The organism is Mesorhizobium sp. M0772, assembly GCF_040320135.1.
Taxonomy (GTDB): Bacteria; Pseudomonadota; Alphaproteobacteria; order Rhizobiales; family Rhizobiaceae; genus Mesorhizobium.
The window spans coordinates 33,474-54,298 of sequence record NZ_JAMYPB010000032.1 but is presented as its reverse complement, the minus strand read 5'-3'; the positions used below and the strand labels follow the sequence as shown (position 1 = coordinate 54,298).

At 63.7% G+C, this 20,825-nt stretch carries 26 protein-coding genes; 19 read left to right on the top strand and 7 right to left on the bottom strand.

From position 1 onward, the window contains the following. Positions 1-23: 23 nt before the first annotated feature. Positions 24-776: a crotonase/enoyl-CoA hydratase family protein gene (locus NKI06_RS20355; RefSeq protein WP_352986861.1), complete on the top strand. Its 753-nt coding sequence runs from the start codon at positions 24-26 to the stop codon at positions 774-776. A gap of 8 nt (positions 777-784) precedes the next feature. On the opposite strand, the gene pdxH is transcribed toward NKI06_RS20355, so the two are convergent. Continuing rightward, positions 785-1,402, bottom strand: coding sequence for a pyridoxamine 5'-phosphate oxidase (pdxH, locus tag NKI06_RS20350; RefSeq protein ID WP_023668448.1), 618 nt, complete (start codon positions 1,400-1,402; stop codon positions 785-787). A gap of 40 nt (positions 1,403-1,442) precedes the next feature. Between pdxH and NKI06_RS20345 the strand changes: the two genes are divergently transcribed. Continuing rightward, entirely contained in the window at positions 1,443-1,904 is a 462-nt protein-coding gene (locus NKI06_RS20345; protein WP_023702032.1) for an RT0821/Lpp0805 family surface protein, read from the top strand. 124 nt (positions 1,905-2,028) lie between these two features. Further along, positions 2,029-2,958, top strand: a complete 930-nt coding sequence (locus NKI06_RS20340) for a DnaJ C-terminal domain-containing protein (protein ID WP_023702031.1) — start codon at positions 2,029-2,031, stop codon at positions 2,956-2,958. A gap of 19 nt (positions 2,959-2,977) precedes the next feature. Here NKI06_RS20340 and NKI06_RS20335 read toward each other — a convergent pair whose 3' ends face one another. Continuing rightward, positions 2,978-3,613, bottom strand: a complete 636-nt coding sequence (locus NKI06_RS20335) for a TetR/AcrR family transcriptional regulator (RefSeq protein WP_023692089.1) — start codon at positions 3,611-3,613, stop codon at positions 2,978-2,980. Positions 3,614-3,799: 186 nt separating this feature from the next. On the opposite strand from NKI06_RS20335, the gene mddA reads away from it, so the two are divergent. From mddA to NKI06_RS20320, 3 genes are all read left to right on the top strand, one after another. Further along, positions 3,800-4,534 carry a methanethiol S-methyltransferase gene (gene mddA, locus NKI06_RS20330; protein ID WP_352986859.1) on the top strand — a complete coding sequence of 245 codons (735 nt, stop codon included), beginning with the start codon at positions 3,800-3,802 and terminating at the stop codon, positions 4,532-4,534. 224 nt (positions 4,535-4,758) lie between these two features. After that, positions 4,759-5,580, top strand: a complete 822-nt coding sequence (gene fabI / locus NKI06_RS20325) for an enoyl-ACP reductase FabI (RefSeq protein ID WP_023692087.1) — start codon at positions 4,759-4,761, stop codon at positions 5,578-5,580. A gap of 46 nt (positions 5,581-5,626) precedes the next feature. After that, the gene (locus NKI06_RS20320; protein ID WP_023698506.1) at positions 5,627-6,214 is read left to right on the top strand and encodes a histidine phosphatase family protein; all 588 of its coding nucleotides are present in this window, start codon (positions 5,627-5,629) and stop codon (positions 6,212-6,214) included. Between the two features lie 84 nt (positions 6,215-6,298). On the opposite strand, the gene NKI06_RS20315 is transcribed toward NKI06_RS20320, so the two are convergent. Next, the gene (locus NKI06_RS20315) at positions 6,299-6,553 is read right to left on the bottom strand and encodes a DUF1344 domain-containing protein (protein WP_023685405.1); all 255 of its coding nucleotides are present in this window, start codon (positions 6,551-6,553) and stop codon (positions 6,299-6,301) included. Between the two features lie 183 nt (positions 6,554-6,736). On the opposite strand from NKI06_RS20315, the gene aroC reads away from it, so the two are divergent. The 3 genes from aroC to NKI06_RS20300 all read left to right on the top strand — a co-directional run bounded on the left by aroC (position 6,737) and on the right by NKI06_RS20300 (position 9,468). Continuing rightward, positions 6,737-7,852 carry a chorismate synthase gene (gene aroC, locus NKI06_RS20310; RefSeq protein WP_023830036.1) on the top strand — a complete coding sequence of 372 codons (1,116 nt, stop codon included), beginning with the start codon at positions 6,737-6,739 and terminating at the stop codon, positions 7,850-7,852. A gap of 74 nt (positions 7,853-7,926) precedes the next feature. Continuing rightward, positions 7,927-9,027, top strand: a complete 1,101-nt coding sequence (gene ribB, locus NKI06_RS20305) for a 3,4-dihydroxy-2-butanone-4-phosphate synthase (RefSeq protein ID WP_023685407.1) — start codon at positions 7,927-7,929, stop codon at positions 9,025-9,027. A gap of 18 nt (positions 9,028-9,045) precedes the next feature. Next, the gene (locus NKI06_RS20300) at positions 9,046-9,468 is read left to right on the top strand and encodes a hypothetical protein (RefSeq protein WP_023685408.1); all 423 of its coding nucleotides are present in this window, start codon (positions 9,046-9,048) and stop codon (positions 9,466-9,468) included. A 62-nt stretch (positions 9,469-9,530) separates the two neighbouring features. Here NKI06_RS20300 and NKI06_RS20295 read toward each other — a convergent pair whose 3' ends face one another. Beyond that, the gene (locus NKI06_RS20295; protein ID WP_023716104.1) at positions 9,531-10,754 is read right to left on the bottom strand and encodes an MFS transporter; all 1,224 of its coding nucleotides are present in this window, start codon (positions 10,752-10,754) and stop codon (positions 9,531-9,533) included. A 118-nt stretch (positions 10,755-10,872) separates the two neighbouring features. On the opposite strand from NKI06_RS20295, the gene NKI06_RS20290 reads away from it, so the two are divergent. The 8 genes from NKI06_RS20290 (at position 10,873) to NKI06_RS20255 (ending at position 17,488) form a co-directional block, all read left to right on the top strand. Then, entirely contained in the window at positions 10,873-11,481 is a 609-nt protein-coding gene (locus tag NKI06_RS20290; RefSeq protein WP_023685410.1) for a TetR/AcrR family transcriptional regulator, read from the top strand. A gap of 93 nt (positions 11,482-11,574) precedes the next feature. Continuing rightward, positions 11,575-12,558, top strand: a complete 984-nt coding sequence (locus tag NKI06_RS20285; RefSeq protein WP_023685411.1) for a hypothetical protein — start codon at positions 11,575-11,577, stop codon at positions 12,556-12,558. 71 nt (positions 12,559-12,629) lie between these two features. Beyond that, positions 12,630-13,556 (top strand): histone deacetylase family protein, encoded by a 927-nt coding sequence (locus tag NKI06_RS20280; RefSeq protein ID WP_352986855.1) that lies wholly within the window; start codon positions 12,630-12,632, stop codon positions 13,554-13,556. Positions 13,557-13,559: 3 nt separating this feature from the next. After that, a complete protein-coding gene (locus tag NKI06_RS20275; protein ID WP_023668433.1) occupies positions 13,560-13,811 on the top strand; it encodes an exodeoxyribonuclease VII small subunit in 252 nt (83 codons plus the stop codon). 38 nt (positions 13,812-13,849) lie between these two features. Continuing rightward, positions 13,850-14,116 (top strand): DUF2277 domain-containing protein, encoded by a 267-nt coding sequence (locus tag NKI06_RS20270; protein WP_023668432.1) that lies wholly within the window; start codon positions 13,850-13,852, stop codon positions 14,114-14,116. Positions 14,117-14,126: 10 nt separating this feature from the next. Further along, positions 14,127-15,047 (top strand): pirin family protein, encoded by a 921-nt coding sequence (locus tag NKI06_RS20265; RefSeq protein ID WP_023685413.1) that lies wholly within the window; start codon positions 14,127-14,129, stop codon positions 15,045-15,047. 101 nt (positions 15,048-15,148) lie between these two features. Next, entirely contained in the window at positions 15,149-17,062 is a 1,914-nt protein-coding gene (gene dxs, locus NKI06_RS20260; protein ID WP_352986853.1) for a 1-deoxy-D-xylulose-5-phosphate synthase, read from the top strand. A gap of 141 nt (positions 17,063-17,203) precedes the next feature. Further along, positions 17,204-17,488, top strand: coding sequence for a hypothetical protein (locus tag NKI06_RS20255; RefSeq protein ID WP_023668429.1), 285 nt, complete (start codon positions 17,204-17,206; stop codon positions 17,486-17,488). Here NKI06_RS20255 and NKI06_RS20250 read toward each other — a convergent pair. Continuing rightward, positions 17,485-17,886, bottom strand: a complete 402-nt coding sequence (locus NKI06_RS20250; protein ID WP_023716106.1) for a GFA family protein — start codon at positions 17,884-17,886, stop codon at positions 17,485-17,487. The genes NKI06_RS20255 and NKI06_RS20250 overlap by 4 nt on opposite strands. 146 nt (positions 17,887-18,032) lie before the next feature. Between NKI06_RS20250 and NKI06_RS20245 the strand changes: the two genes are divergently transcribed. Together NKI06_RS20245 and NKI06_RS20240 are read left to right on the top strand one after the other, a co-directional pair. Next, positions 18,033-18,827: a TlyA family RNA methyltransferase gene (locus NKI06_RS20245; RefSeq protein WP_023716107.1), complete on the top strand. Its 795-nt coding sequence runs from the start codon at positions 18,033-18,035 to the stop codon at positions 18,825-18,827. Then, entirely contained in the window at positions 18,824-20,059 is a 1,236-nt protein-coding gene (locus NKI06_RS20240) for a class I SAM-dependent RNA methyltransferase (RefSeq protein WP_352986850.1), read from the top strand. Before NKI06_RS20245 ends, NKI06_RS20240 begins: the two co-directional genes overlap by 4 nt. 66 nt (positions 20,060-20,125) lie before the next feature. On the opposite strand, the gene NKI06_RS20235 is transcribed toward NKI06_RS20240, so the two are convergent. Both NKI06_RS20235 and NKI06_RS20230 read right to left on the bottom strand, forming a co-directional pair. Next, positions 20,126-20,515, bottom strand: coding sequence for a type II toxin-antitoxin system VapC family toxin (locus NKI06_RS20235; protein WP_023834470.1), 390 nt, complete (start codon positions 20,513-20,515; stop codon positions 20,126-20,128). Further along, on the bottom strand, positions 20,502-20,777 hold the full coding sequence (locus NKI06_RS20230) for an AbrB/MazE/SpoVT family DNA-binding domain-containing protein (protein ID WP_081732289.1): 276 nt from the start codon (positions 20,775-20,777) through the stop codon (positions 20,502-20,504). Before NKI06_RS20230 ends, NKI06_RS20235 begins: the two co-directional genes overlap by 14 nt. Positions 20,778-20,825 lie beyond the last annotated feature (48 nt).

The window sequence follows — 20,825 nt, the reverse complement described above, 5'->3', positions numbered from 1 at the left end:
GCGCTCACCAGGGAAGAATGACCGTGACAGACCATATTCTCGTCGAGCGCCAGGGCGCCATCCAGATCATCCGCATGAACCGTCCCGACAAGAAGAACGCACTGACGCGCGCCATGTACGCGACAATGTCCAAGGCGCTGGCCGATGGCGATGCCGACCCGGCGGTTCGCGTCCATATCTTCCTCGGTGTTTCTGGCGCCTTCTCTTCTGGCAACGATCTCGCCGATTTCCTGGTCATCGCCACCGGCGGTGAGGGCGGCAACGAGGTCTGGGACTTCCTGATGGCGCTGGCCAAAACGGAGAAGCCGATGGTCTCCGGCGTCGACGGCATTGCGGTCGGCATCGGCACCACGCTCAATTTGCATTGCGACCTGACTTTCGCCACGCCGCGCACGGTGTTCCGCACACCCTTCGTCGACCTCGGCCTGGTGCCGGAGGCGGGCTCCAGCCTGCTGGCGCCGCTCATCCTCGGCAGGCAGGGCGCCTTTGCGCTGCTTGGGCTGGGCGAAGGTTTTTCCGCCGAACGCGCCAAGGCCGCCGGCCTGATCTATGAGGTGGTCGAGGAGGACGGGCTAGAAGCCGCGGCACTCGCCGCGGCCGGCGCGATCGCCGCCAAGCCGCCGCAGGCGCTGAAGATCGCTCGTGACCTGATGCGCGCCCCGCGCGACGAGCTTGTCGCCCGCATCAAGGTGGAGAGCGAGCGTTTCTCCGAGCGGCTGAAGTCCGACGAAGCGCGCGCCGCGTTGACGGCCTTCATGACGCGCAAGAAGGCCTGAACTTATCCTCAGGGATAAAGCCGTGTCTTGTCCCAGCCGCCTTCGGCGTTGCGCGAAAAGACCAGCCGATCGTGCAGCCGGAATGGCCGGTCGTGCCAGAACTCGATCGCCTGCGGCACGATGCGGAAGCCCGACCAGTGCTTTGGCCGCGGGATTTCGCCGATAGGGTAGCGCGCCGTGTATTCGGCCACCGCCTTCTCCAGGGCAAAGCGGCTTTCCAGCGGCCGCGACTGTTTCGAAGCCCATGCGCCGATCCGGCTGCCGCGCGGCCGCGTCGCGTAATAGGCGTCGGCTTCAGCGTCGCTGACGATCTCCACCGGACCGCGTATGCGCACCTGGCGGCGCAGCGATTTCCAGTGGAAGCACATCGCCGCCTTCATGCTGCCAAGAATCTCGCGGCCCTTGGCGCTCTCGAAATTCGTGTAGAAGACAAAGCCGCTTTCATCGAAACCCTTGAGCAGCACCATCCGCACATCCGGCATGCCGTCGGCATCGACGGTTGCAAGTGCTACGCCGTTGGCGTCGTTGATTTCGCTTTTCTTGGCGTCCTCCAGCCACTCGGCAAAGAGCCGGAACGGCTCGGCGGCTTCGGTAAAGTCACTACTTGTTAACTCAGTGTCACTCATAGTTTTTCTCAAATTGTATCGAGCTTCAGGAGGTTGCCGATTGTCGCGTATCGCGCAAGCTTTTGACAGCGGGCAATGGAGCGTTATCGCTTCGGCCAGTTCGAAAGCCGTGATCGTGATTATCGCACTGCCGCTTGCCGCCTGCGGCGCCGGCGGCTTCAGCCTGGAAAAGGCCGAGGTCGATCGTTCCATCGTCACCTCAAGCGCGCCGGCCAGGGTGACATCGACGGACGCCGACAGCGCTTCCGACCAGACCACGATCGGCAATGCGGTGTCTTCGGCCGACATCGAGGAGCTTCGCGGCCAGGCCGTGCCGTGGGCGAATGCCGACACCGGCTCGCGCGGCTCCATCACCGAACTCGCCGAAGTGCAGGACAACGGCCAAGACTGCCGCAGCTTTACCGCCTCGCGCGAAAGCTTCGACGGCGTCACTTTGTTCAAGGGCCAATTGTGCATCGCCGCGGCCGGCGGCTGGCACATGCAGGACTTCAAACCGCTCTGATTTTCCAGGGTTTGCGGGCGCCGCAATTTCAGCCTCGATAAGCCTGCGCGCCACTGGAATTTCTTCCTATGGGAGCGCATATAAGGGCCAACGTGGATTTAACTCATTTTCCAGGGCAGGACGCATGCGCGACCCCTATGAGGTGCTGGGCGTTGCCAAGAACGCATCGGCCAAGGACATAAAATCGGCCTACCGCAAGCTCGCCAAAAAGTATCATCCGGACCAGAATCCGAATGATCCCAAGGCCAAGGACCGTTTTGCCGCCGCCAATCAGGCCTATGAGGTCGTCGGCGACGAGAAGAACCGTGCGGCCTTCGACCGCGGCGAGATCGACGCCGACGGCAAGCCGAAATTCCAGGGCTTCGAGGGCGCAGCCGGCGGCGGCGATCCGTTCGGTGGCTTCCGCCGCCAGCAGGGCGCCGGCGGCCCGCGCTTCGAATTCCGATCCGGGCGTCCGGGCGGCGATCCGTTCGACGGCAACAGCGATATCTTCAGCCAGATCTTCGGCGACGCCTTTTCAGGCGCGCGTGGCGCCGGAACAGGCGACCGCCGCCAGCAGGCGACCGCCGCCGATCTCAACGTCACGCTCGACGTCACCATCGAGGAGATAGCGACCGCAGAAAAGGTGACGGCGATGTTCCCCGACGGCCGCAAGATTGCGGTCAAGCTGCCGGTCTATGTCGAGGACGGACAGACCATCCGGCTGAAGGGCCAGGGCGAGCAGGGGCCGGGACAGCCGGGCGATGCGCTGGTCAAGATCCGTATCCGCAGGCACCCGCGCTACCGCATCGAGGGCCGTGACCTGCATGCCGATCTGGAGGTAGCGTTGGCCGACGCGGTGCTGGGCGCCAAGGTGCCGGTCGACACGCCGACCGGCAGGCTGGCGGTCAACATTCCGGCCTGGTCGAGCTCCGATAAGGTGCTGCGCCTGAAGGGCAGGGGCTTGCCGGAAAAAGCGGGTGGCCATGGCGATCTCTACGCCCATGTCCGCATCATGCTGCCGGAAGGCGGCGACAGCGAACTCGAAGCGCTGATGCGCAGCCGCAAAGGCTGACGCGGCCCGACTTGGCTGGCTAGCTGCCGGGCGCTGCTTCCTCCATCCGCCGGATGGTTTCGCCGAAGCGGCGCAACGCCTGCCGCACCGGGACATGCGGGCTCTCGATCTCAAGCAGGATCATCGTCTCGCTGCCGAGGAATGCGGCGCTGACCAGGCTGGTCACTTCGGCGGCGGAGAATGGCCCGAGGCCGCCGAACCGCCGCTCCGCCTCTTGCGCCAGTCCGTCCAGCAGTTCGAACCAGCCGCGCAGGTCGCGGCGCACCGCCTTGGCGATCTCGGGGCTCGACAGGCTTGCCGCGATCATCTCGTGCAGGATCCGGACATAGCCGGACGCCAGATCATCGTCGAGGAAATCGCAAGCGCGCTCCCAGCGTTGCCACAGCGGCATAGGTGCCGCAAAAGTCTCCGCCTGGCGCTTCAGCAGGCCCTCGTTCAGATGGTCGAGCAGGGCCAGGAACAGCCGTTCCTTGGAGCCGAAATGGTAATGGATCTGGCTGAGCGGAACGCCGGCGATCTCGGCAACGCGGCGCGTCGACAGATCGGCATAACCGCCTCGATGGAGGCATAACTCGGCAGCCGAAATCAGTTCGGCGCGCGTGTCGCGCTTTTGCTTGTTCTGCGGCGGGGTAACGGCTTCGGCAGCGTCCGTCATGCGGCGTGGCTGCCGCTGGTAGCGATGCAATCTGGGCGGATCATAGCTTCTCCTGTCCGGGGCTGGACGTCCCTCCACTCTATCTCGGTCGAGCGACCGATCAAGTTGACTTGCCAGAAAATTTATGGTTTTTGACGCTGAATTCGGTCGACCGACCGAATCCTGATGCTTGCATGGAGGGCACTCATGGCGGGCGTAATCACCCTTATCTACGGCGTTGCCGCATACCTGATTTTTCTCGGTTCGTTTCTCTATGCGGTCGGTTTCGTCGGCAACAGGGTCGTGCCGAAATCGATCGATTCCGGAGTCGCTGGAAGTCCGGCCGAAGCCGTCATCGTCAATGCACTGCTGCTCGGTCTTTTCGCCGCCCAGCACAGCATCATGGCGCGGCCGGTTTTCAAGCGCTGGTGGACACGGATTGTCCCGCACGCGGCCGAACGCAGCACCTATGTGCTTCTGGCCAGCCTCATCCTGCTGCTCCTCTACTGGCAATGGCGGCCGATTCCCGGTCTCGTCTGGACGGTCGAGAACCCGGTCTGGGTCGCCGTCATCCATGGCGTGTTCTGGCTCGGCTGGGCGGTATTGTTGACCAGCACCTTTCTGATCAACCATTTCGAACTGTTCGGCCTGCGCCAGGTTCTCGCCGCTTTGCGCAAGAGCGAACCGGCGCCGCCCGTGTTCAGGACGCCGCTGTTCTACAAATGGGTCCGGCACCCGCTCTATGTCGGCTTTCTCCTGGCCTTCTGGGCGACGCCGTCCATGACATGGGGCCATCTTCTGTTCGCGGCGGGCAGCACCGGCTACATCCTGCTCGGCATCTTCCTCGAGGAACGCGATCTCGTCGCGATGTTCGGTGACCAGTACCGCCTCTACCGCAAGCAGGTGGGAATGCTCATTCCCTGGCGCAAAATGGCTGGATAGGGCCGATGCGTTGCCGACCAGCCGATTCGGCTGGTCGGCCGGGCCTGGGCCATCAAGGCGCGCTGGCCGCAGTGAGGCGTTCAAATCTCACAACAACGTTATTATCCCCCATTCGTTGTCACGCCGAGTGTCTGAATTGAACGCGCGCCCCGTCTGCGCTTGATGCGCCTTTCTGCCTGTGCGATAGGCACTCCAAAGCAGAAAATCTTTCGGAGAGCGCTGACATGGCGGGTGGACAGGGCCTTATGGCCGGCAAGCGCGGCCTTATACTGGGCGTCGCCAACAACAGATCGATTGCCTACGGCATCGCCAAGGCCTGCGTCGACCATGGCGCCGAGATCGCGCTGACCTATCAGGGCGAGGCGTTCAAGAAGCGCGTCGAGCCGCTGGCTGCGGAATTGGGCGCCTTTGTCGCCGGTCATTGCGATGTCACCGATCCGGCGAGCCTCGACGAGGTGTTTGCCAATGTCGCCAGGCATTGGGGCGGCAAGCTCGATTTCCTCGTCCATGCCATCGCTTTTTCCGACAAGGACGAGCTGACCGGACGCTATGTCGAGACGACGCGCGACAATTTCCTGCGCACCATGGACATTTCGGTCTATTCCTTCACCACCATCGCCAAGCGCGCCGAAGCGTTGATGACCGATGGCGGCTCGCTGCTGACGCTGACCTATTACGGCGCCGAAAAGGTCATGCCGCATTACAACGTCATGGGTGTCGCCAAGGCCGCGCTCGAAGCCAGCGTGCGCTATCTCGCCGTCGACCTCGGCGGCAAGAAGATCCGCGTCAACGCCATCTCGGCCGGGCCGATCAAGACCTTGGCTGCTTCGGGCATCGGCGACTTCCGCTACATCCTCAAGTGGAACGAATACAATTCGCCGCTGAAGCAGACCGTCACCCAGGAAGAAGTCGGCGATTCCGCCGTGTATTTCCTGTCGGACCTGTCGCGTGGCGTCACCGGCGAGGTGCACCATGTCGATTCCGGCTATCACGTCGTCGGCATGAAGGCGGTCGACGCGCCGGATATTTCGACCGTCAAGGAATAGTTCTGCCGCGGTTTCCGCCTGCCTGTCCTGATTTCCGGAAGACCTGATGGTTCCGCTCGTCTACATCGTGCGCCATGGCCAGACGCAGTGGAATGCCGAGTCGCGGCTGCAGGGCCAGGCCGACACCGATCTCAACGCGCTCGGCCGCGAGCAGGCGACCCGCAATGGACGGCGGCTGGCCGAACTGATTCAGAACCCTCAGGATTTCGACTTTGTCGCCAGCCCGATGAAGCGGACGCGCGAGACGATGCAGCGGCTACGCTTGGCGATGCAGCTCGATCCCGATGCCTACCGCATCGACCCGCGTCTGGTCGAGGTGCACTTTGGCGACTGGCAGGGCTTTACCTATGCCGAACTCGATGCGCGAATGCCGGGCTCGGCGAAGGCGCGACGGCGCAACAAATGGAATTTCCAGCCGCCGGGCGAGGGCGCCGAAAGCTACCAGATGCTGCTCGAACGGGTGAAGCCGTGGTTCGACGCGCTCGACCGCCAGACGGTCTGCGTCACGCATGGTGGCGTCGTGCGGACCGTGTTTCGGATGGTCGAAGGTGTTTCCGAACACGAAGCGGCAAACCTGGAAGTGCGGCAGGACCGGGTGCTCAGGCTGCAGGACGGGCGTCTGGATTGGCTTTAGATTCGAGCAGATAAAAACAGGACGACCGTCCTGTTTATCCGGGCAGGGCTCCGCCGAGCGGCAAGACCCTGTTCGGCGTCGGTGTTACTCGGTGTCGGGCAGTTCCATGTCGGTGACGACGTTCTCGCCGTTCGTCACGTCATAGGCAATGACGATATCCATGCCCGGCTTCAGCGAATCGAGATCGGTCTCGGCGTTGAGCTTGAAGGACTTGCCGTCCTCCAGCGTCAGCGTCAGCGCGTCCTTGTCGACCTTCTTGATCAGGCCTTCGGTCTGGCCGGCATAGGCGGCGGTGGAAATCAGCAACATGGCGGCAGCAGCGCCAATCAGGGTACGCATCGTCGTCCTCTTTGTCATTGCGCCTGCACGGATGGCGGCGAGCTTTCAACGGGCGGATGGAAGAGAGCAGAAACCAACCGAATGTGTCAAAACTAAAACCGCCGGATCACAGTTTGACCGCTGTGGAAAACGCCAATAGAACGCACCTTTGATCCGGTCCGCTGCCGGGCAGGGCTAAAATTCATGTCTCACAACACGTTCGGCCATCTCTTCCGCGTCACCACCTGGGGCGAAAGCCATGGCCCGTCGCTCGGCTGTGTCGTCGACGGCTGCCCGCCCGGCATCCGCTTCACACGGGCCGAAATCCAGGCCGAACTCGACAAGCGCCGCCCCGGCCAGTCACGTTTTGTGACGCAGCGCCGCGAACCGGACGAGGTGAAGGTGCTGTCCGGCTTCATCCTCGACGAGAACGGCGAGACGATGATCACCACCGGCACGCCCGTCTCGATGCTGATCGAGAATGTCGACCAGCGCTCCAAGGACTATGGCGAGATCGCCCGCCAGTACCGCCCCGGCCATGCGGACTACACCTATGACGTCAAATACGGTCTGCGCGACCATCGCGGCGGCGGCCGTTCTTCGGCCCGTGAGACCGCCGCTCGCGTGGCGGCCGGCGCCTTGGCGCGCAAGGTGGTGCCCGGAATGGTGGTGCGCGGCGCACTGGTCTCGATGGGCGAGAAATCCATCGACCGCGCCAACTGGAACTGGAATTTCATCGGTGACGCCGAAAACCCGTTCTTCACCCCCGATCCGGCCTCGGTTCCGGTCTTCACCAGCTATCTCGACGGCATCCGCAAATCCGGCTCCTCGGTGGGCGCGGTTATTGAAATCATCGCCGACGGCGTGCCAGCCGGCCTTGGCGCGCCGATCTATGCCAAGCTCGACCAGGACATCGCGTCCGGCCTGATGTCGATCAACGCCGTCAAGGGCGTCGAGATCGGCAACGGCTTCGAGGCCGCGCGCATCACCGGCGAACAGAATGCCGACGAGATGCGCATCGGCAATGACGGCAAGCCGGTCTTCCTGTCCAACAATGCCGGCGGCATTCTGGGCGGCATCTCGACCGGCCAGGCGATCGTCGCCCGGTTCGCCGTCAAGCCGACCTCGTCGATCCTGACGCCGCGCAAATCCATCGACAAGGACGGCAACGACGTCGACGTCATGACCAAGGGCCGCCACGATCCCTGCGTCGGCATCCGTGCCGTGCCGATAGGCGAAGCCATGGTTGCCTGCGCCATCGCGGACCATTATCTGCGGCACCGGGGACAGACAGGCCAGGGATTAGGCAGTAGGGATTAGGCAATAGGCCAGCCCGTCCTTCCTTCCCTAACTCCTACTGCCCAACCCCTATTCCCTGCGAGCGAAGCGAGCCAATGCCATACGATCAGAAGAAAATCGTCGAAGCCATCCGCGCCTTCGAACGCGGCGAGATCGTCGTCGTCATGGACGATGACGGGCGTGAGAACGAGGGCGACCTGATCGTTGCCGCCGTGCATTGCAGCCCGGAGAAAATGGCCTTCATCATCCGTCACACCTCCGGCATCGTCTGCACGCCGATGCCGCGCGAGGAGGCCAAGCGGCTCAATCTGCAGCCGATGGTCGCCGACAATGATTCCGCCCACACCACGGCCTTTACCGTCAGCGTCGATTTCAAGCATGGCACCACCACCGGCATTTCGGCCGAGGACCGCACGCTGACCGTGCGCAACCTGGCCAACGGCAATGTCGGCGGTTCGGATTTCGTTCGCCCCGGCCACATCTTCCCGCTGATCGCTAGGGAAGGCGGCGTGCTGATGCGTTCGGGCCATACCGAAGCCGCGGTCGATCTCTGCAAGCTTGCCGGCCTGCCGCCGGTTGGCGTGATCTCGGAGTTGGTCAATGACGACGGCACCGTCAAGCGCGGCCCGCAGGTGGCGAGCTTTGCCGAGGAACACGGCCTCAAGCAGGTCTCGGTCGCCGACCTCATCGCCTACCGGCAGCGCAAGGAAACGCTGGTCGAACGCGTCGCCTGCTCCGAAATCGACACACTCGGCGGCAAGGCACAGGTCTTCACCTACACGCTGCCCTGGGATTCCATGCACCATGTCGCGGTCGTTTTCGGCGACATCCGTGACGGCGAGGACGTGCCGGTGCGGCTGCATTCGGAGGATGTGGTGACCGACGTGTTCGGCACCAGCCACCGGCTCGACGCCATTATGAAGGCGATGGGCGAACGCAAGCGCGGCGTCATCGTTTACCTCCGAGAGGGTTCGGTCGGCGTCGCCCATCAGGAGCGCAACCGGCCGATGAGTGCCGACCGTGAGGACCACGAAGAGGCCCGCCGCCGTGAGAACGAGTGGCGAGAAATCGGCCTCGGCGCGCAGATTCTCAAGGATCTCGGCATCTCCTCGATCAATTTGATCGCCTCGCGCGAACGCCACTATGTCGGGCTTGAGGGCTTTGGCATTCATATCGCCAAGACCGAGATTTTCTAGGGGACAGGGGGCGGTCGGATGAGCTTCGAGGCCTATCTCAATTGCTTTGAAGATGGCGAAGAGAGCTACTTCCCCACATCGATCGTCGAGGATGCCTTCGCGCCGTTCGTCACCAGGCGTGAACCTGAATTCACCTGCTGGGTCGTCGCCTATGACGATGCGTCGTCGGCCGACCTCTATCTCAATTTCGACCCCGGCGATGCCTCGCGATGTTCAGGCTTCACCGTCGCGCGGCCGCCCGACGATCCGCGCCTCTACGAAGCGCTGTGGAAAATCCTGCGTGTCACCAGCTCGGTCGTGTATTGCGCCGGAGAATGTCCGCCGATGGTCGGGCGCGCTGAAACCATACCCCATCTGAACCCGGATATGGTTGAGACACTGGGAAGTCCTGTTGTCGTTCTCGATGGAAACGAGATCCGCAAGAGGCTTGAACAGTCGTAGGGAGCCGCGCTCCTTTGGAGAAGCTGCGTCCGATCCGCGTTCCCGACCGGACGCTTGTGCGTTTATTCCGCGGGAACGGCGGCTGCACCGCAGCCGTCCAGCTCGCAGGCGCGGGTGGCCAGGCTGCGCTGGCCCAGCAACACCGTCACCAATGCGATGACGCCGGCCGCCACCGAGACCCAGAACCCGTTGCGGGCGCCGAATTCATCCACCACCGCACCGGCGGCAAACGAACCGAGCGCCATGCCGATGCCGATGCCTGTCATCACCCAGGTGATGCCTTCGGTCAGCATCGCTTCCGGCACGTGGCGTTCGATCAGGCCGAAGGCGGTGATGAAGGTTGGCGAGATCGCCACGCCGCTGATGAAAACGGTCAGCGCCAGCAGCGGCACCGTGTCGGCGGTGAGCGGCAGCAGCGTGCCGAGCGCAACGAGGGCGACCGCGAGGGCCAACTGGCGCTGCAGCGGCGCTTTCAGGTTGAGCGCGCCGACGATAAGGCCGAGCACGAACGATCCCAGCGCATAGACGCCGATGACGAGGCTGGCGGCGCCCGGCTGGCCGAGTTCCTTGGTGATCGCCACCGTGCTCACTTCCGTGGTCGCGAAGGTGGCGCCGACGAAGATCAGGGCGAAGGTGATGATCTGCACCGACCTGAGCCGGATTGCCGAGCCGCTCGAGACATGATTCACCGGCCGCACTTGTGGTTCGGTCGAACGCTGCAGGATGAAGGCTGCCGAGCCAAGGGCGAGGAATAGCGTGCTGACCAGGACACCGGCTTCCGGGAACAGAGCGGCACTCAAGCCCACCGACAGCGATGCGCCTGCAATGTAGACGAGTTCGTCCGCCGCCGATTCGAAGGCGAATGCGGTGTTCATCTGCGGCCGGCCGCGAAAAATCTCGGTCCAGCGCGCGCGCACCATCGCCGGCATGCTGGGCATGGCGGCGGCCGCCAGTGCCGACACAAACAGCGTCCACACCGGCCAGTCCTGATTGGCTGCGGCAATCAGCACCGCGAAGGCGAGCACGGTGAGGATGGTGGTCGGAATCACGATCCGCGTCTGGCCGAGGCGATCGACCAGCCGTGATATCTGCGGCGCCACGAAAGCGTTGCTCAGCGCGAACGTCGCCGAGACAGCTCCCGCCAGCCAGTATTCGCCACGCGTCTGCGAGAGCATGGCCACGATGCCGATCGGCGCCATGGCGATCGGCAGCCGCGCGAGGAAGCCCGCGGCGGCAAACCCCTTGGCTCCAGGGGCACCAAAGATTTCCGAGTATGGGTTTTGCATGGCTGGTTCCTCGACAAAGGCCAATTCGACAATTACATACGGTCCGTATGAATATAGGTAGTCGATACGCCGCGTATGTCAATTGGCATACGAAGCGTATGTGAATAAGGCCAGAACCATGCACAGACCCCGCAAGGAGATGATTGCCGAAACGCGCGCCAAGCTGATCACGGCGGCCCGCCACGCTTTCGGCACAATCGGCTATGCCGAGGCGTCGATGGACGACTTCACCGCCTCGGCCGGGCTGACCCGCGGCGCGCTCTACCATCATTTCGGCGACAAGAAGGGCCTGCTGCAGGCTGTCATCGCCGAAATCGATGGCGAGATGGCCGTCCGCATCCATGAGATTGCGTCGCGGGCGCCAAGCCGCTGGCAGCGTTTCGTCGACGAATGCACGACCTATATCGAGATGGCGCTGGAGCCGGAAATCCAGCGCATCATGTTTCGCGACGGTCCGGCTGTGCTCGGCGATCCGGCGCAATGGCCGAATGCCAATGCCTGCGTCGGTTCAATGACCGATCATCTGACGGCTCTGCAGCAGGAGGGGGTGGTCGTCCCCGGCGTCGACCCCGAAACCGCCGCCCGGCTGATCAACGGCGCCAGCAGCCAGGCGGCACAGCGCATCGCCAATTCGAACGACCCCGAAGCCACGTCGAAGACCGTGGTGGCGGCCTTCCAGCAGTTGCTTGAAGGCTTGCTTAAAAAGCAGGACTCGCAGCCGGTCTGAAATCTCGCCAGCCGATCCCCGGCATTGCCGAGATTGACAATTCCCGGCCCGGGTTCATCCTCGCCGTCCATCTCTGAGGGGAGATTCGGGCGCATGTGGGATTTCGAAATCGGCAGGTCGGTGTCCATCATGATCAGGACATGGCCATTCATCGTCTTTCGCATGATCGTCTATTTCGGCATTACGCTCGCCTACATCGTGGCGACCGGCAGCGGCGCCTCGGTCGGCTATGGCGTCGGCCACATCTCCACCGATCCCGACGGGCCGCTGTCTTTTGCGCTCTGGGGCGGCATCGTCGGCATCGGCGTCGTTTCGATCGCGCTGTACTGGATCCGCGAATACATCCTCTATGTCGTCAAGGCCGGCCATATCGCCGTCATGGTCCATTTGATCGATGGCCGGGACGTTCCCAATGGGCAGGACCAGATCGCCTACGCCAAGGACGTGGTGAAGGAGCGTTTCGCCGAGGCCAACATCCTTTTCGTGGTCGACCAGCTGGTCAAGGGCGCCATCCGCGCCATCACCGGCCTGATCGGCGGCATCGCCGCCTTCCTGCCCATTCCGGGTCTCGGCGGCCTGATCGCTTTCATCAATACGGTCATCCGCCTGTCGCTGACCTATGTCGACGAGATCATCCTCGGCTACAACATCCGCATCAATTCATCATCGCCCTTCGAGACAGCCCGGCAAGGCGTCGTGCTCTACGCCCAGAACGGCAAGACCATGGTCAAGAACGCCATCTGGCTGGCGGTCATCATGTGGGGTGTGTCCTTCGTCATCTTCCTTTTGATGCTGGCGCCGGCCGCCGCCATCATGTGGTTCATTCCGGGGCAGCTCGGCGGCTGGGCCTTCGTGCTCGCCATCCTCCTTGCCTGGGCCTTCAAGGCGGCCTTCATCGAACCCTTCGCCATAGCCTGCCTGATGCAGGTCTATTTCAAGACCATCGAAGGCCAGGTGCCGAACGCCGAATGGGACCAGCGGCTGGCCGAGGGGTCGTCCAAGTTCAGGGAACTCAGGGATAAGGCGCTGGCCTCCTTCGGCGGCTCGCGCTGGACGCAGCCGGCGCCCGGGGTGTAATCCCTGTTGAACGTCGGGGCGGTGCGGCGTCAAACCATGGTCAAAGCGGCCGGGCGCGCCTATATCGGGTCATGGTCACCAGGCTCTACACCCATCCGATCTTCCTCGAACATCTGACGCCCCCCGGTCATCCGGAGCGGCCGGACCGCTTGCGCGCTATCGAGCGCGTGCTCGACGACGAGGCCTTCACCGCACTCGATCGGGTAACGGCGCCGCAAGGCGACGAGGCCACAATCCTCTACGCCCACCCCGAGGATTTCGTCGCCCGCGTCCGCGCCGCGATCCCTGAAAGCGGCATTGCCTCGATCGACGCCGACACGAGCGCCAGCCCGAAAAGCTGGCAGGCGGTGGTCACTGCCATCGGTGCGGCCAACGCTGCCGTCGACGATGTTTTCGAGGGCAGCGTTGCCAATGCCTTCGTCGCCGCGCGTCCGCCCGGCCATCATGCCGAAAAGACCACGGCCATGGGCTTTTGCCTGTTCAACACCGCGGCGATCGCGGCCCGCTACGCGCAGAAGAAACACGGCGCCGAGCGTGTCGCCATCGTCGACTGGGACGTGCATCACGGCAATGGCACGCAGGACATTTTCTGGGACGATCCCTCGGTGCTCTATTGTTCGACGCACCAGATGCCGCTCTATCCCGGCACCGGCGCCAAGAGCGAAACCGGCGCCGGCAACGTCGTCAACGCCCCGCTGGCGCCGCAGACCGGCTCGGACATGTTTCGCGATGCCTTGCTGTCGCGCGTCCTGCCGGCGCTCGATAATTTCGCGCCCGATCTGATCATCATTTCCGCAGGGTTCGACGCTCACCATCGCGACCCGCTGGCCGAGATCAACCTCAGCGAGGACGATTTCGACTGGGCGACAGGCCAGTTGCTGGAACGCGCCGGGCGCCACAGCGGCAACCGGCTCGTCAGCCTGCTTGAGGGCGGCTACGATCTGCAGGGACTGGCATTTTCGGTCGCCGCCCATGTCGGGCGGCTGATGAAGGGGTAAAGTATGGCTGGCGAAGCAAATGAAGACGTCAAGGCGATGAGCTTCGAGCAGGCACTCGACGCGCTGGAAAAGATTGTCGATGATCTCGAACGCGGCGACGTGCCGCTCGACCAGTCGATCAAGATCTATGAGCGCGGCGAGGCGCTGAAGGCCCATTGCGACCGGCTGCTGAAGGCCGCCGAAGACAAGGTCGAGAAGATCAGGCTGTCGCGTGATGGCAAACCGGTGGGAACGGAGCCGCTCGACGCGGAGTAGTGGAATGGGGCGGGCATAAAGCAGATAGGAGTTCAAGCATGTGCAGAAACATCAAGACCCTGTTCAATTTCGAGCCGCCGGCGACCCATGACGAGATCCGCGACGCCGCGCTTCAATTCGTGCGCAAACTGAGCGGAACGACGCGGCCCTCGCAGCGCAACCAGGCGGCCTTCGACCGTGCCGTCGAGGCGATCGCCGAATCGGCGCATGAATTGCTGCATTCGCTGGAAACCACGCATCATCCGCGCAATCGCGAAGAGGTGGCGGCCAAGGCAAAAGCCAAATCGGCGCTCCGCTTCGCCTGAGGACATCCAGATGAGTTTCTTCCCCGGCAAGGACCCTGAGCCTGGCGATGCCTTCGCCAGCGACCAGATCGAGCTCATGGTCATTCCAAACGCCAAGGATATTGGCGGCTTCCAGGTTCGCCGCGCTCTGCCGACGGCAAAGCGGCGGCTGGTCGGTCCCTTCATCTTCTTCGACCGCATGGGGCCGGCGATCTTGCGCGCCGGCCAGGCGATGGATGTGCGCCCGCACCCGCATATCGGGCTTTCCACCGTCACCTATCTGTTCGACGGCAATATCAGGCACCGCGATTCGCTCGGCACCGAGATGGTCATCCAGCCGGGCGACGTGAATTTGATGACCGCCGGCCGCGGTATCGTCCATTCCGAGCGCACGCCCGAAGAACTGCGCGGCGCGCCAATGTCGGTCTCCGGCCTGCAGACATGGCTGGCTTTGCCCGACGGCAAGGAGGAAGTGGCGCCGGTGTTCGAGAACACGGCCGCGCTCCTTCTGCCCGAGATCGACGCCGAAGGTGTTTCCGGCCGCGTGGTGATCGGCGATTTCCAGGGACTGCGCTCGCCGGTAAGAGCCGACACCGAGACGCTCTACGCCGATCTGAGGCTGGCGCCCGGCGCCAGCGTCAAAATTCCCGCCGACGCCGAGGAACGCGCCATCTACACGCTGGACGGCGATGTCTCGATCTCGGGCGACCGCTTTCCGGCCGAACGGCTGCTGGTGTTCCGGCCTGGCGACGAGATCGTCGTGTCGTCAGAGCGCGGCGCCCATTTCATGCTCTTCGGCGGCGCTTCGCTCGGCTCCCCGCGCCACATCTGGTGGAACTTCGTCTCGTCGTCGAAGGAACGCATCGAACAGGCCAAGCAGGAATGGAAGACCGGCCGCTTCGATATCGTTCCCGGAGATGAGGAAGAGTTCATTCCGTTACCGGACAATTAACGTCAGCATCACCCGCGTCACTGACACGCATTTACATTCCGGCGACGCAGGCATATTTCGCCATGATCGACGCGCATTATAGCTGAGCAGGCCCTTTAACAGTGAACGCAACGCTGCATACGCCGCTTCTCGACAAGGTCCGCATTCCAGCCGACCTGAAGAAGCTTGACGAAAGCGAGCTGCCGCAGCTGGCCTCGGAGCTGCGCGCCGAGCTGATCGATGCCGTCTCGCATACGGGCGGGCATCTCGGCGCCGGCCTCGGTGTCGTCGAACTGACGGTGGCGCTGCACTATGTCTTCAACACGCCGGAAGACCGCGTGATCTGGGATGTCGGCCACCAGGCCTATCCACACAAGATCCTGACCGGCCGCCGCGACCGCATCCGAACGCTCAGGCAAGAAGGCGGCCTGTCCGGCTTCACCCGTCGCGCCGAGAGCGAATACGACCCGTTCGGCGCCGCGCACTCTTCGACCTCCATTTCCGCCGGCCTCGGCATGGCCATGGCGCGCGACCTCTCGGGCGGCCACAACAATGTCATTGCCGTCATCGGCGACGGCGCCATGTCCGCCGGCATGGCCTATGAAGCCATGAACAATGCCGGCGCGCTTGATGCCCGGCTGATCGTCATCCTCAACGACAACGACATGTCTATCGCGCCGCCGACCGGCGCCATGAGCGCCTATCTGGCGCGGCTCGCGTCGGGCAAGACCTATCTTGGCCTGCGCGATTTCGGCAAGAAGCTGACCTCCTATCTCGGCAAGCGCGCCGACCGCGCCATCAAGCGGGCGGTCGAGCATGCGCGCGGCTACGTCACCGGCGGCACGCTGTTCGAGGAGCTTGGCTTCTACCATATCGGCCCGATCGACGGCCACAATCTCGAGCATCTGATCCCGGTCTTGAAGAACGTCCGCGACCATGCCGACGGTCCGGTGCTGATCCATGTCGTGACCCAGAAGGGCAAGGGCTACGCGCCGGCCGAGGCTGCGGCCGACAAATATCATGGCGTGAACAAGTTCGACGTCATCACCGGCGCGCAGACCAAGGCCCCGGCCAATGCGCCGGCCTACACCAAGGTGTTTGCCGAAAGCCTGGTCCAGGAAGCCCGCCTGGACGACCGCATCGTCGCCGTCACCGCCGCCATGCCGAACGGCACCGGCCTCGATTTGTTCGGCGAAGCGTTTCCGACCCGGACCTTCGATGTCGGCATTGCCGAGCAACATGCCGTGACCTTCGCCGCCGGCCTCGCCAGCGAGGGCTACAAGCCCTTCGCCGCCATCTATTCGACCTTCCTGCAGCGCGCCTACGATCAGGTCGTCCACGACGTGGCGATCCAGAAACTGCCGGTGCGTTTCCCGATCGACCGCGCCGGTTTCGTCGGCGCCGACGGCGCCACTCATTGCGGCGCCTTCGACACCACCTTCCTGGCGACGCTGCCGGGCTTCGTGGTGATGGCGGCCGCCGACGAGGCGGAGCTTCGCCACATGGTGCGCACCGCCGCCTATTATGACGAAGGCCCGATCGCCTTCCGCTATCCGCGCGGCAATGGCGTCGGCGTCGACATGCCGGAGCGCGGCTCGGTGCTCGAAATCGGCAAGGGCCGCATCGTCAGGGAAGGCACCAAGGTGGCGCTTCTGTCCTTTGGCACGCGGCTGCAGGCTTGCCTGCTGGCGGCCGAGGAACTCGGCGCGGCCGGATTGTCGACAACGGTTGCGGATGCCCGTTTCGCCAAGCCGCTCGACGAGGATTTGATCCGCCGTCTCGCCCGCTCGCACGAAGTGCTGGTGACGGTGGAAGAGGGCGCTGTCGGCGGTTTCGCCAGCCACGTGCTGCAGTTCCTCGCCCATGAAGGCTTGCTGGAAAGCGGTCTGAAAGTTCGGCCGCTGGTGCTGCCGGACGAGTTCACCGACCACGCCAAGCCGGAAAAAATGTATGCCGATGCCGGGCTCGACGCGACCGGCATCGTGCGCACCGTGTTCGTCGCGCTCGGCCATTCCGCGCGCGCGCAACGGGCCTAAATCAAACCTCATGCCTCTGAAGCGGTTGTCGGCTGCAACCCTATGTTAACGCTGCCTTTTGGCGTTTTGCTTACCGTGTCTTTTGGCCGTTTTTCAACGCCCCCCCTGCTAGAACGAGAGCCAGGCAGGGAGTTAAAAACAATGCGAACGCTTCTGTGCGGCGCGGCCCTTTTGGCCGTCATCGCCGCGCCGGCCATGGCCGAGACGCGCTATGACCGCAAGCTCGAACAGGCGGTGGCAGGCATCGTCGCCCGCAAGATGGGCGATATCAGGGGCGCTTTTTCCTACAAGCAGGTGCCGCAGCTTGTCGTCGTGCCGGACGCACCAGTCGTTGCTGTCGAGCGCCCGCGCAAGCAGGCTTCAGATGACGGAAGCGACGGCCTGATGCCGGCCGTTGAACGGCAGGTCTCACGGACGATCTTCTAAAACCACATATCGCGCACGCAGCGCCCATCGCGCGGCAGGTCGTCATAAGTGTCCAGCCCGTCGAAATGGTCGATCGGCAGGTCGGCGACCGCCTCCGGCGGTGCCAGCCTGACATTGACGGCGATACGCGTGCGGCCGCTGTCGCTGCGACGCAAACCGCGCCAGGCAAGCACGCAGGCGCATGTCGGGCAGAACAGGATTTCCAGCGACGGCGTCTCCTTGCCGGCGCGGGTGTAGGACTGCACAGGCCCCGCAAGCCGGATACGCTCGTCGACAAAGTCATAGGCCCAGAGCGTGCCATAGCGGCGGCAAAGCGTGCAATTGCAGGCCGTGATCGGGCCGGGATCGCCTTCCAGGGTCCAGTGGGCGGTGCCGCAATGGCAGGTTCCCGTCAGCATTCGTCTTCCTCCGCATTGCCTGAGCCTCTACATCTTGCCGGACTGGCTGCGATATTCAACCGGGCGGACTGGCTTGCGGCCCGGGTCTCGACGTCCTCCCATGCCAATGTCCTTGCCTTCGCGGCCGGCTTTCGCCATGAAGGCCGATGAACTCCCCTCTGCCAGCCAGCACACGCCAGCGGCTCGACGAATTGCTCGTCCAGCGCGGCCTGTTTGCGAGCCGCTCGCGCGCCCGCGACGCGGTCGAGCGCGGCACCGTGACCGTCGACGGCGTGGTCGCCCGCAAGCCGGGCCAGACGGTTTTGCCGCAATGCCTCATCGTCATCGACGATCCGGCGCAGGGCTATGTCTCACGCGCGGCGCTGAAGCTGATTGCCGGGCTCGACCATTTCGGTCTCGATCCCGCGGGCAGTGAAGCCCTCGATATCGGCGCCTCGACGGGCGGCTTCACCCAGGTGCTGCTCGAACGTGGCGCGGCCCATGTCACGGCCATCGATGTCGGCCACGGCCAGATGCATCCCGACATTGCGGGCGACCCGCGCGTGACCGTTATCGAGGGCCTCAACGCTCGCGAGCTCGCGGCTGCCGATCTCGGCGGCCGCATCCCGGATTTCATCGTCTCCGACGTCAGCTTCATCTCGTTGAAACTGGCGTCGCCACCGGCGTTGGCATTGGCACGGGACGGCGCTCGTACGGTGTTTCTGGTCAAGCCGCAATTCGAGGCCGGCCGCGAGGCAATCGGCAAGGGCGGTCTGTTGAAAGACCCTTATGACGCCGCCCGTGTGGCCGGCTTGCTGCAGGAATGGCTCGAAGGCGTCCCTGGCTGGCGTACATTGGGTCTGCACATGTCGCCGATCGAAGGCGGCGACGGCAACCGCGAATTCCTGCTTGCCGGGATCAAGGATGCCGGGATCAAGGATGCCGGGACCAAGGACCGATGAGCACGGGCTTCACCATCAAGAGACTGGGTTCGCAGGGCGACGGCGTCGCCGAGACGGAAACCGGCGAGCTGTTCATTCCCTTCACCCTGCCCGGCGAGACCGTCACCGCCGCGCGCGAGAGGGATCGCGCCATGCTGATGGCGGTATTGGAGACGTCGCCGCTGCGTATCGATCCGGCCTGCCGGCATTTCACCGAATGTGGCGGCTGCGCCGTCCAGCATCTGCAAGCCGACGCTTACCAGCAATGGAAACGCGACAAGGTCGTGCATGCCTTGAAAGGCATTGCCGGCGACATCGGCGCCCTGGTGCCGTGTGCGCCACACACACGCCGCCGCGTCGTGCTTGCCGCCAGGCGCGCCGACACAGGCATGCTGCTTGGCTTCCATCGCCATCTGTCGCCGGAAATCATCCCCATCGAGGAATGTCCGATCTCGCTGCCGGAGATCGTTGCCGCGCTCGATCGCTTGAGGTCGGTCGCCGACCTGGTTTGCGCCACCACCAAATCGTTCCGGATGGCGGTCACTGTGACGGGCTCGGGGCTTGACGTCGCTGTCTATGAGTCGGGCAAGCTGGGCGAGAACCAGCGCCGGGTCGCCTCCAACTTCATCATGGCCAATGGCTTTGCCCGGCTTTCGATCGACGAAGAGATTGTCATCGAGCCGAAAAAGCCGGTGGTCATGTTCGGCACCGTCGCTGTCGCCATACCGCCTGGCGCCTTCCTGCAGGCAACGCAAGCCGCCGAACAGGCGATGGCCGATCTCGTTGGCGGACATCTGAAGCGGGCCAGGAAAGTCGCGGATCTTTTCGCCGGCTGCGGCAGCTTTGCGCTTCGGCTGGCGGCCAAATCCGAAGTCCACGCGGTCGAAGGCGACGCGGCAGCTCTTTCGGCGCTCGACCGCGGATCGCGCTTCGCCACCGGCCTGAAGCGGGTAACCGGCGAACGCCGCGCCCTGTTCCGGCGGCCGCTGACGTTCAAGGAGCTGAATGCTTTCGATGGCGTCGTCTTCGACCCGCCGCGCGCCGGCGCCGAGGACCAGTCGAAGCAGATCGCCCGCTCGGATGTGCCGTTCGTCGCCGCCGTCTCCTGCAGTCCGGTGACGCTGGCACGCGACCTGCGCATCCTGATCGACGGCGGCTACATCTTGAAGAGCGTCACGCCCATCGACCAGTTCCTGTGGTCGCCGCATGTCGAGGCCGTGGCGCTGCTGGAGAAGCCGAAACGGCGACGTTAATCCGCCGATTTTCACAAGGCCGTGCTTGAGTTTGCCGCCCCCCGCAAGACGTAGCCGGCTGGCAAACTAGCCTTCGCGAACGCTTTCGTACCCGGCCGCTTGTGCGGCCTTGATGAACTTACGGTCGAAGGACACAAATGCTGAGCATTGCGAGGACTTGCCCAGATGGAGCGCATCGGCGAAATCCATTCCCGTCTCGGCTAGATCGACCGCGGAAGAGACGATCGCAGCATCCTCTATCTCGACAGTGGGAAGCCCGCCGAACACCCGCAGTGCATTGACGATCGAGGCCTGATCATAACCATAGCCGCTGCGCAGCACCCACTCAGCCTCCAGGATCACCGTGACGGCGACGAAAACGGGCTGACCGTCGATCAGCCGCCGGGCTCGCGGGGACTGCTCGGGATCGTCGTTCGTCAGATACCTGACGACAACGTTGGTATCAATCGCGAGCATGGCGCCGCCGTGCTTCAGCAAGGACGGCCGCGTCCATCTCCTCCAAGGTCTTCGGTCTGCCACTGTGCGGCAGGACACCAAAGACATCTTCTGGTCGTGTCGGGGCAAAGGCAGGCGCCGGTCTCAAAAGTACACCGTCCGGTGTGTCTTCGACCTGCAGGCGCGTGCCCGCGCCCCAGTCCCTCCGTTTGCGGATCGCGCTGGGCAGGATTACCTGTCCCTTGGTAGAGACGGTCGTTATAAGTTTTTCGGTCGCGGCCATCGCGAAGGACCTTTGCGTAAGACGAACGTAAGATATCCCTATCGCGGA

Coding starts and splice junctions, on each gene's coding strand:
- NKI06_RS20300 (WP_023685408.1), top strand. CDS start 9,046: ATGAGCTTCGAGGCCTATCTCAATTGCTTTGAAGATGGCGAAGAGAGC.
- NKI06_RS20235 (WP_023834470.1), bottom strand. CDS start 20,515: ATGCTCGCGATTGATACCAACGTTGTCGTCAGGTATCTGACGAACGAC.
- NKI06_RS20250 (WP_023716106.1), bottom strand. CDS start 17,886: ATGCTGACGGGAACCTGCCATTGCGGCACCGCCCACTGGACCCTGGAA.
- aroC (WP_023830036.1), top strand. CDS start 6,737: ATGTCTCACAACACGTTCGGCCATCTCTTCCGCGTCACCACCTGGGGC.
- NKI06_RS20315 (WP_023685405.1), bottom strand. CDS start 6,553: ATGCGTACCCTGATTGGCGCTGCTGCCGCCATGTTGCTGATTTCCACC.
- NKI06_RS20230 (WP_081732289.1), bottom strand. CDS start 20,777: ATGGCCGCGACCGAAAAACTTATAACGACCGTCTCTACCAAGGGACAG.
- mddA (WP_352986859.1), top strand. CDS start 3,800: ATGGCGGGCGTAATCACCCTTATCTACGGCGTTGCCGCATACCTGATT.
- NKI06_RS20320 (WP_023698506.1), top strand. CDS start 5,627: ATGGTTCCGCTCGTCTACATCGTGCGCCATGGCCAGACGCAGTGGAAT.
- pdxH (WP_023668448.1), bottom strand. CDS start 1,402: ATGAGTGACACTGAGTTAACAAGTAGTGACTTTACCGAAGCCGCCGAG.
- NKI06_RS20245 (WP_023716107.1), top strand. CDS start 18,033: ATGAACTCCCCTCTGCCAGCCAGCACACGCCAGCGGCTCGACGAATTG.
- NKI06_RS20285 (WP_023685411.1), top strand. CDS start 11,575: ATGTGGGATTTCGAAATCGGCAGGTCGGTGTCCATCATGATCAGGACA.
- NKI06_RS20240 (WP_352986850.1), top strand. CDS start 18,824: ATGAGCACGGGCTTCACCATCAAGAGACTGGGTTCGCAGGGCGACGGC.
- NKI06_RS20340 (WP_023702031.1), top strand. CDS start 2,029: ATGCGCGACCCCTATGAGGTGCTGGGCGTTGCCAAGAACGCATCGGCC.
- fabI (WP_023692087.1), top strand. CDS start 4,759: ATGGCGGGTGGACAGGGCCTTATGGCCGGCAAGCGCGGCCTTATACTG.
- NKI06_RS20265 (WP_023685413.1), top strand. CDS start 14,127: ATGAGTTTCTTCCCCGGCAAGGACCCTGAGCCTGGCGATGCCTTCGCC.
- NKI06_RS20295 (WP_023716104.1), bottom strand. CDS start 10,754: ATGCAAAACCCATACTCGGAAATCTTTGGTGCCCCTGGAGCCAAGGGG.
- NKI06_RS20280 (WP_352986855.1), top strand. CDS start 12,630: ATGGTCACCAGGCTCTACACCCATCCGATCTTCCTCGAACATCTGACG.
- NKI06_RS20335 (WP_023692089.1), bottom strand. CDS start 3,613: ATGACGGACGCTGCCGAAGCCGTTACCCCGCCGCAGAACAAGCAAAAG.
- ribB (WP_023685407.1), top strand. CDS start 7,927: ATGCCATACGATCAGAAGAAAATCGTCGAAGCCATCCGCGCCTTCGAA.
- NKI06_RS20255 (WP_023668429.1), top strand. CDS start 17,204: ATGCGAACGCTTCTGTGCGGCGCGGCCCTTTTGGCCGTCATCGCCGCG.
- NKI06_RS20275 (WP_023668433.1), top strand. CDS start 13,560: ATGGCTGGCGAAGCAAATGAAGACGTCAAGGCGATGAGCTTCGAGCAG.
- NKI06_RS20270 (WP_023668432.1), top strand. CDS start 13,850: ATGTGCAGAAACATCAAGACCCTGTTCAATTTCGAGCCGCCGGCGACC.
- NKI06_RS20290 (WP_023685410.1), top strand. CDS start 10,873: ATGCACAGACCCCGCAAGGAGATGATTGCCGAAACGCGCGCCAAGCTG.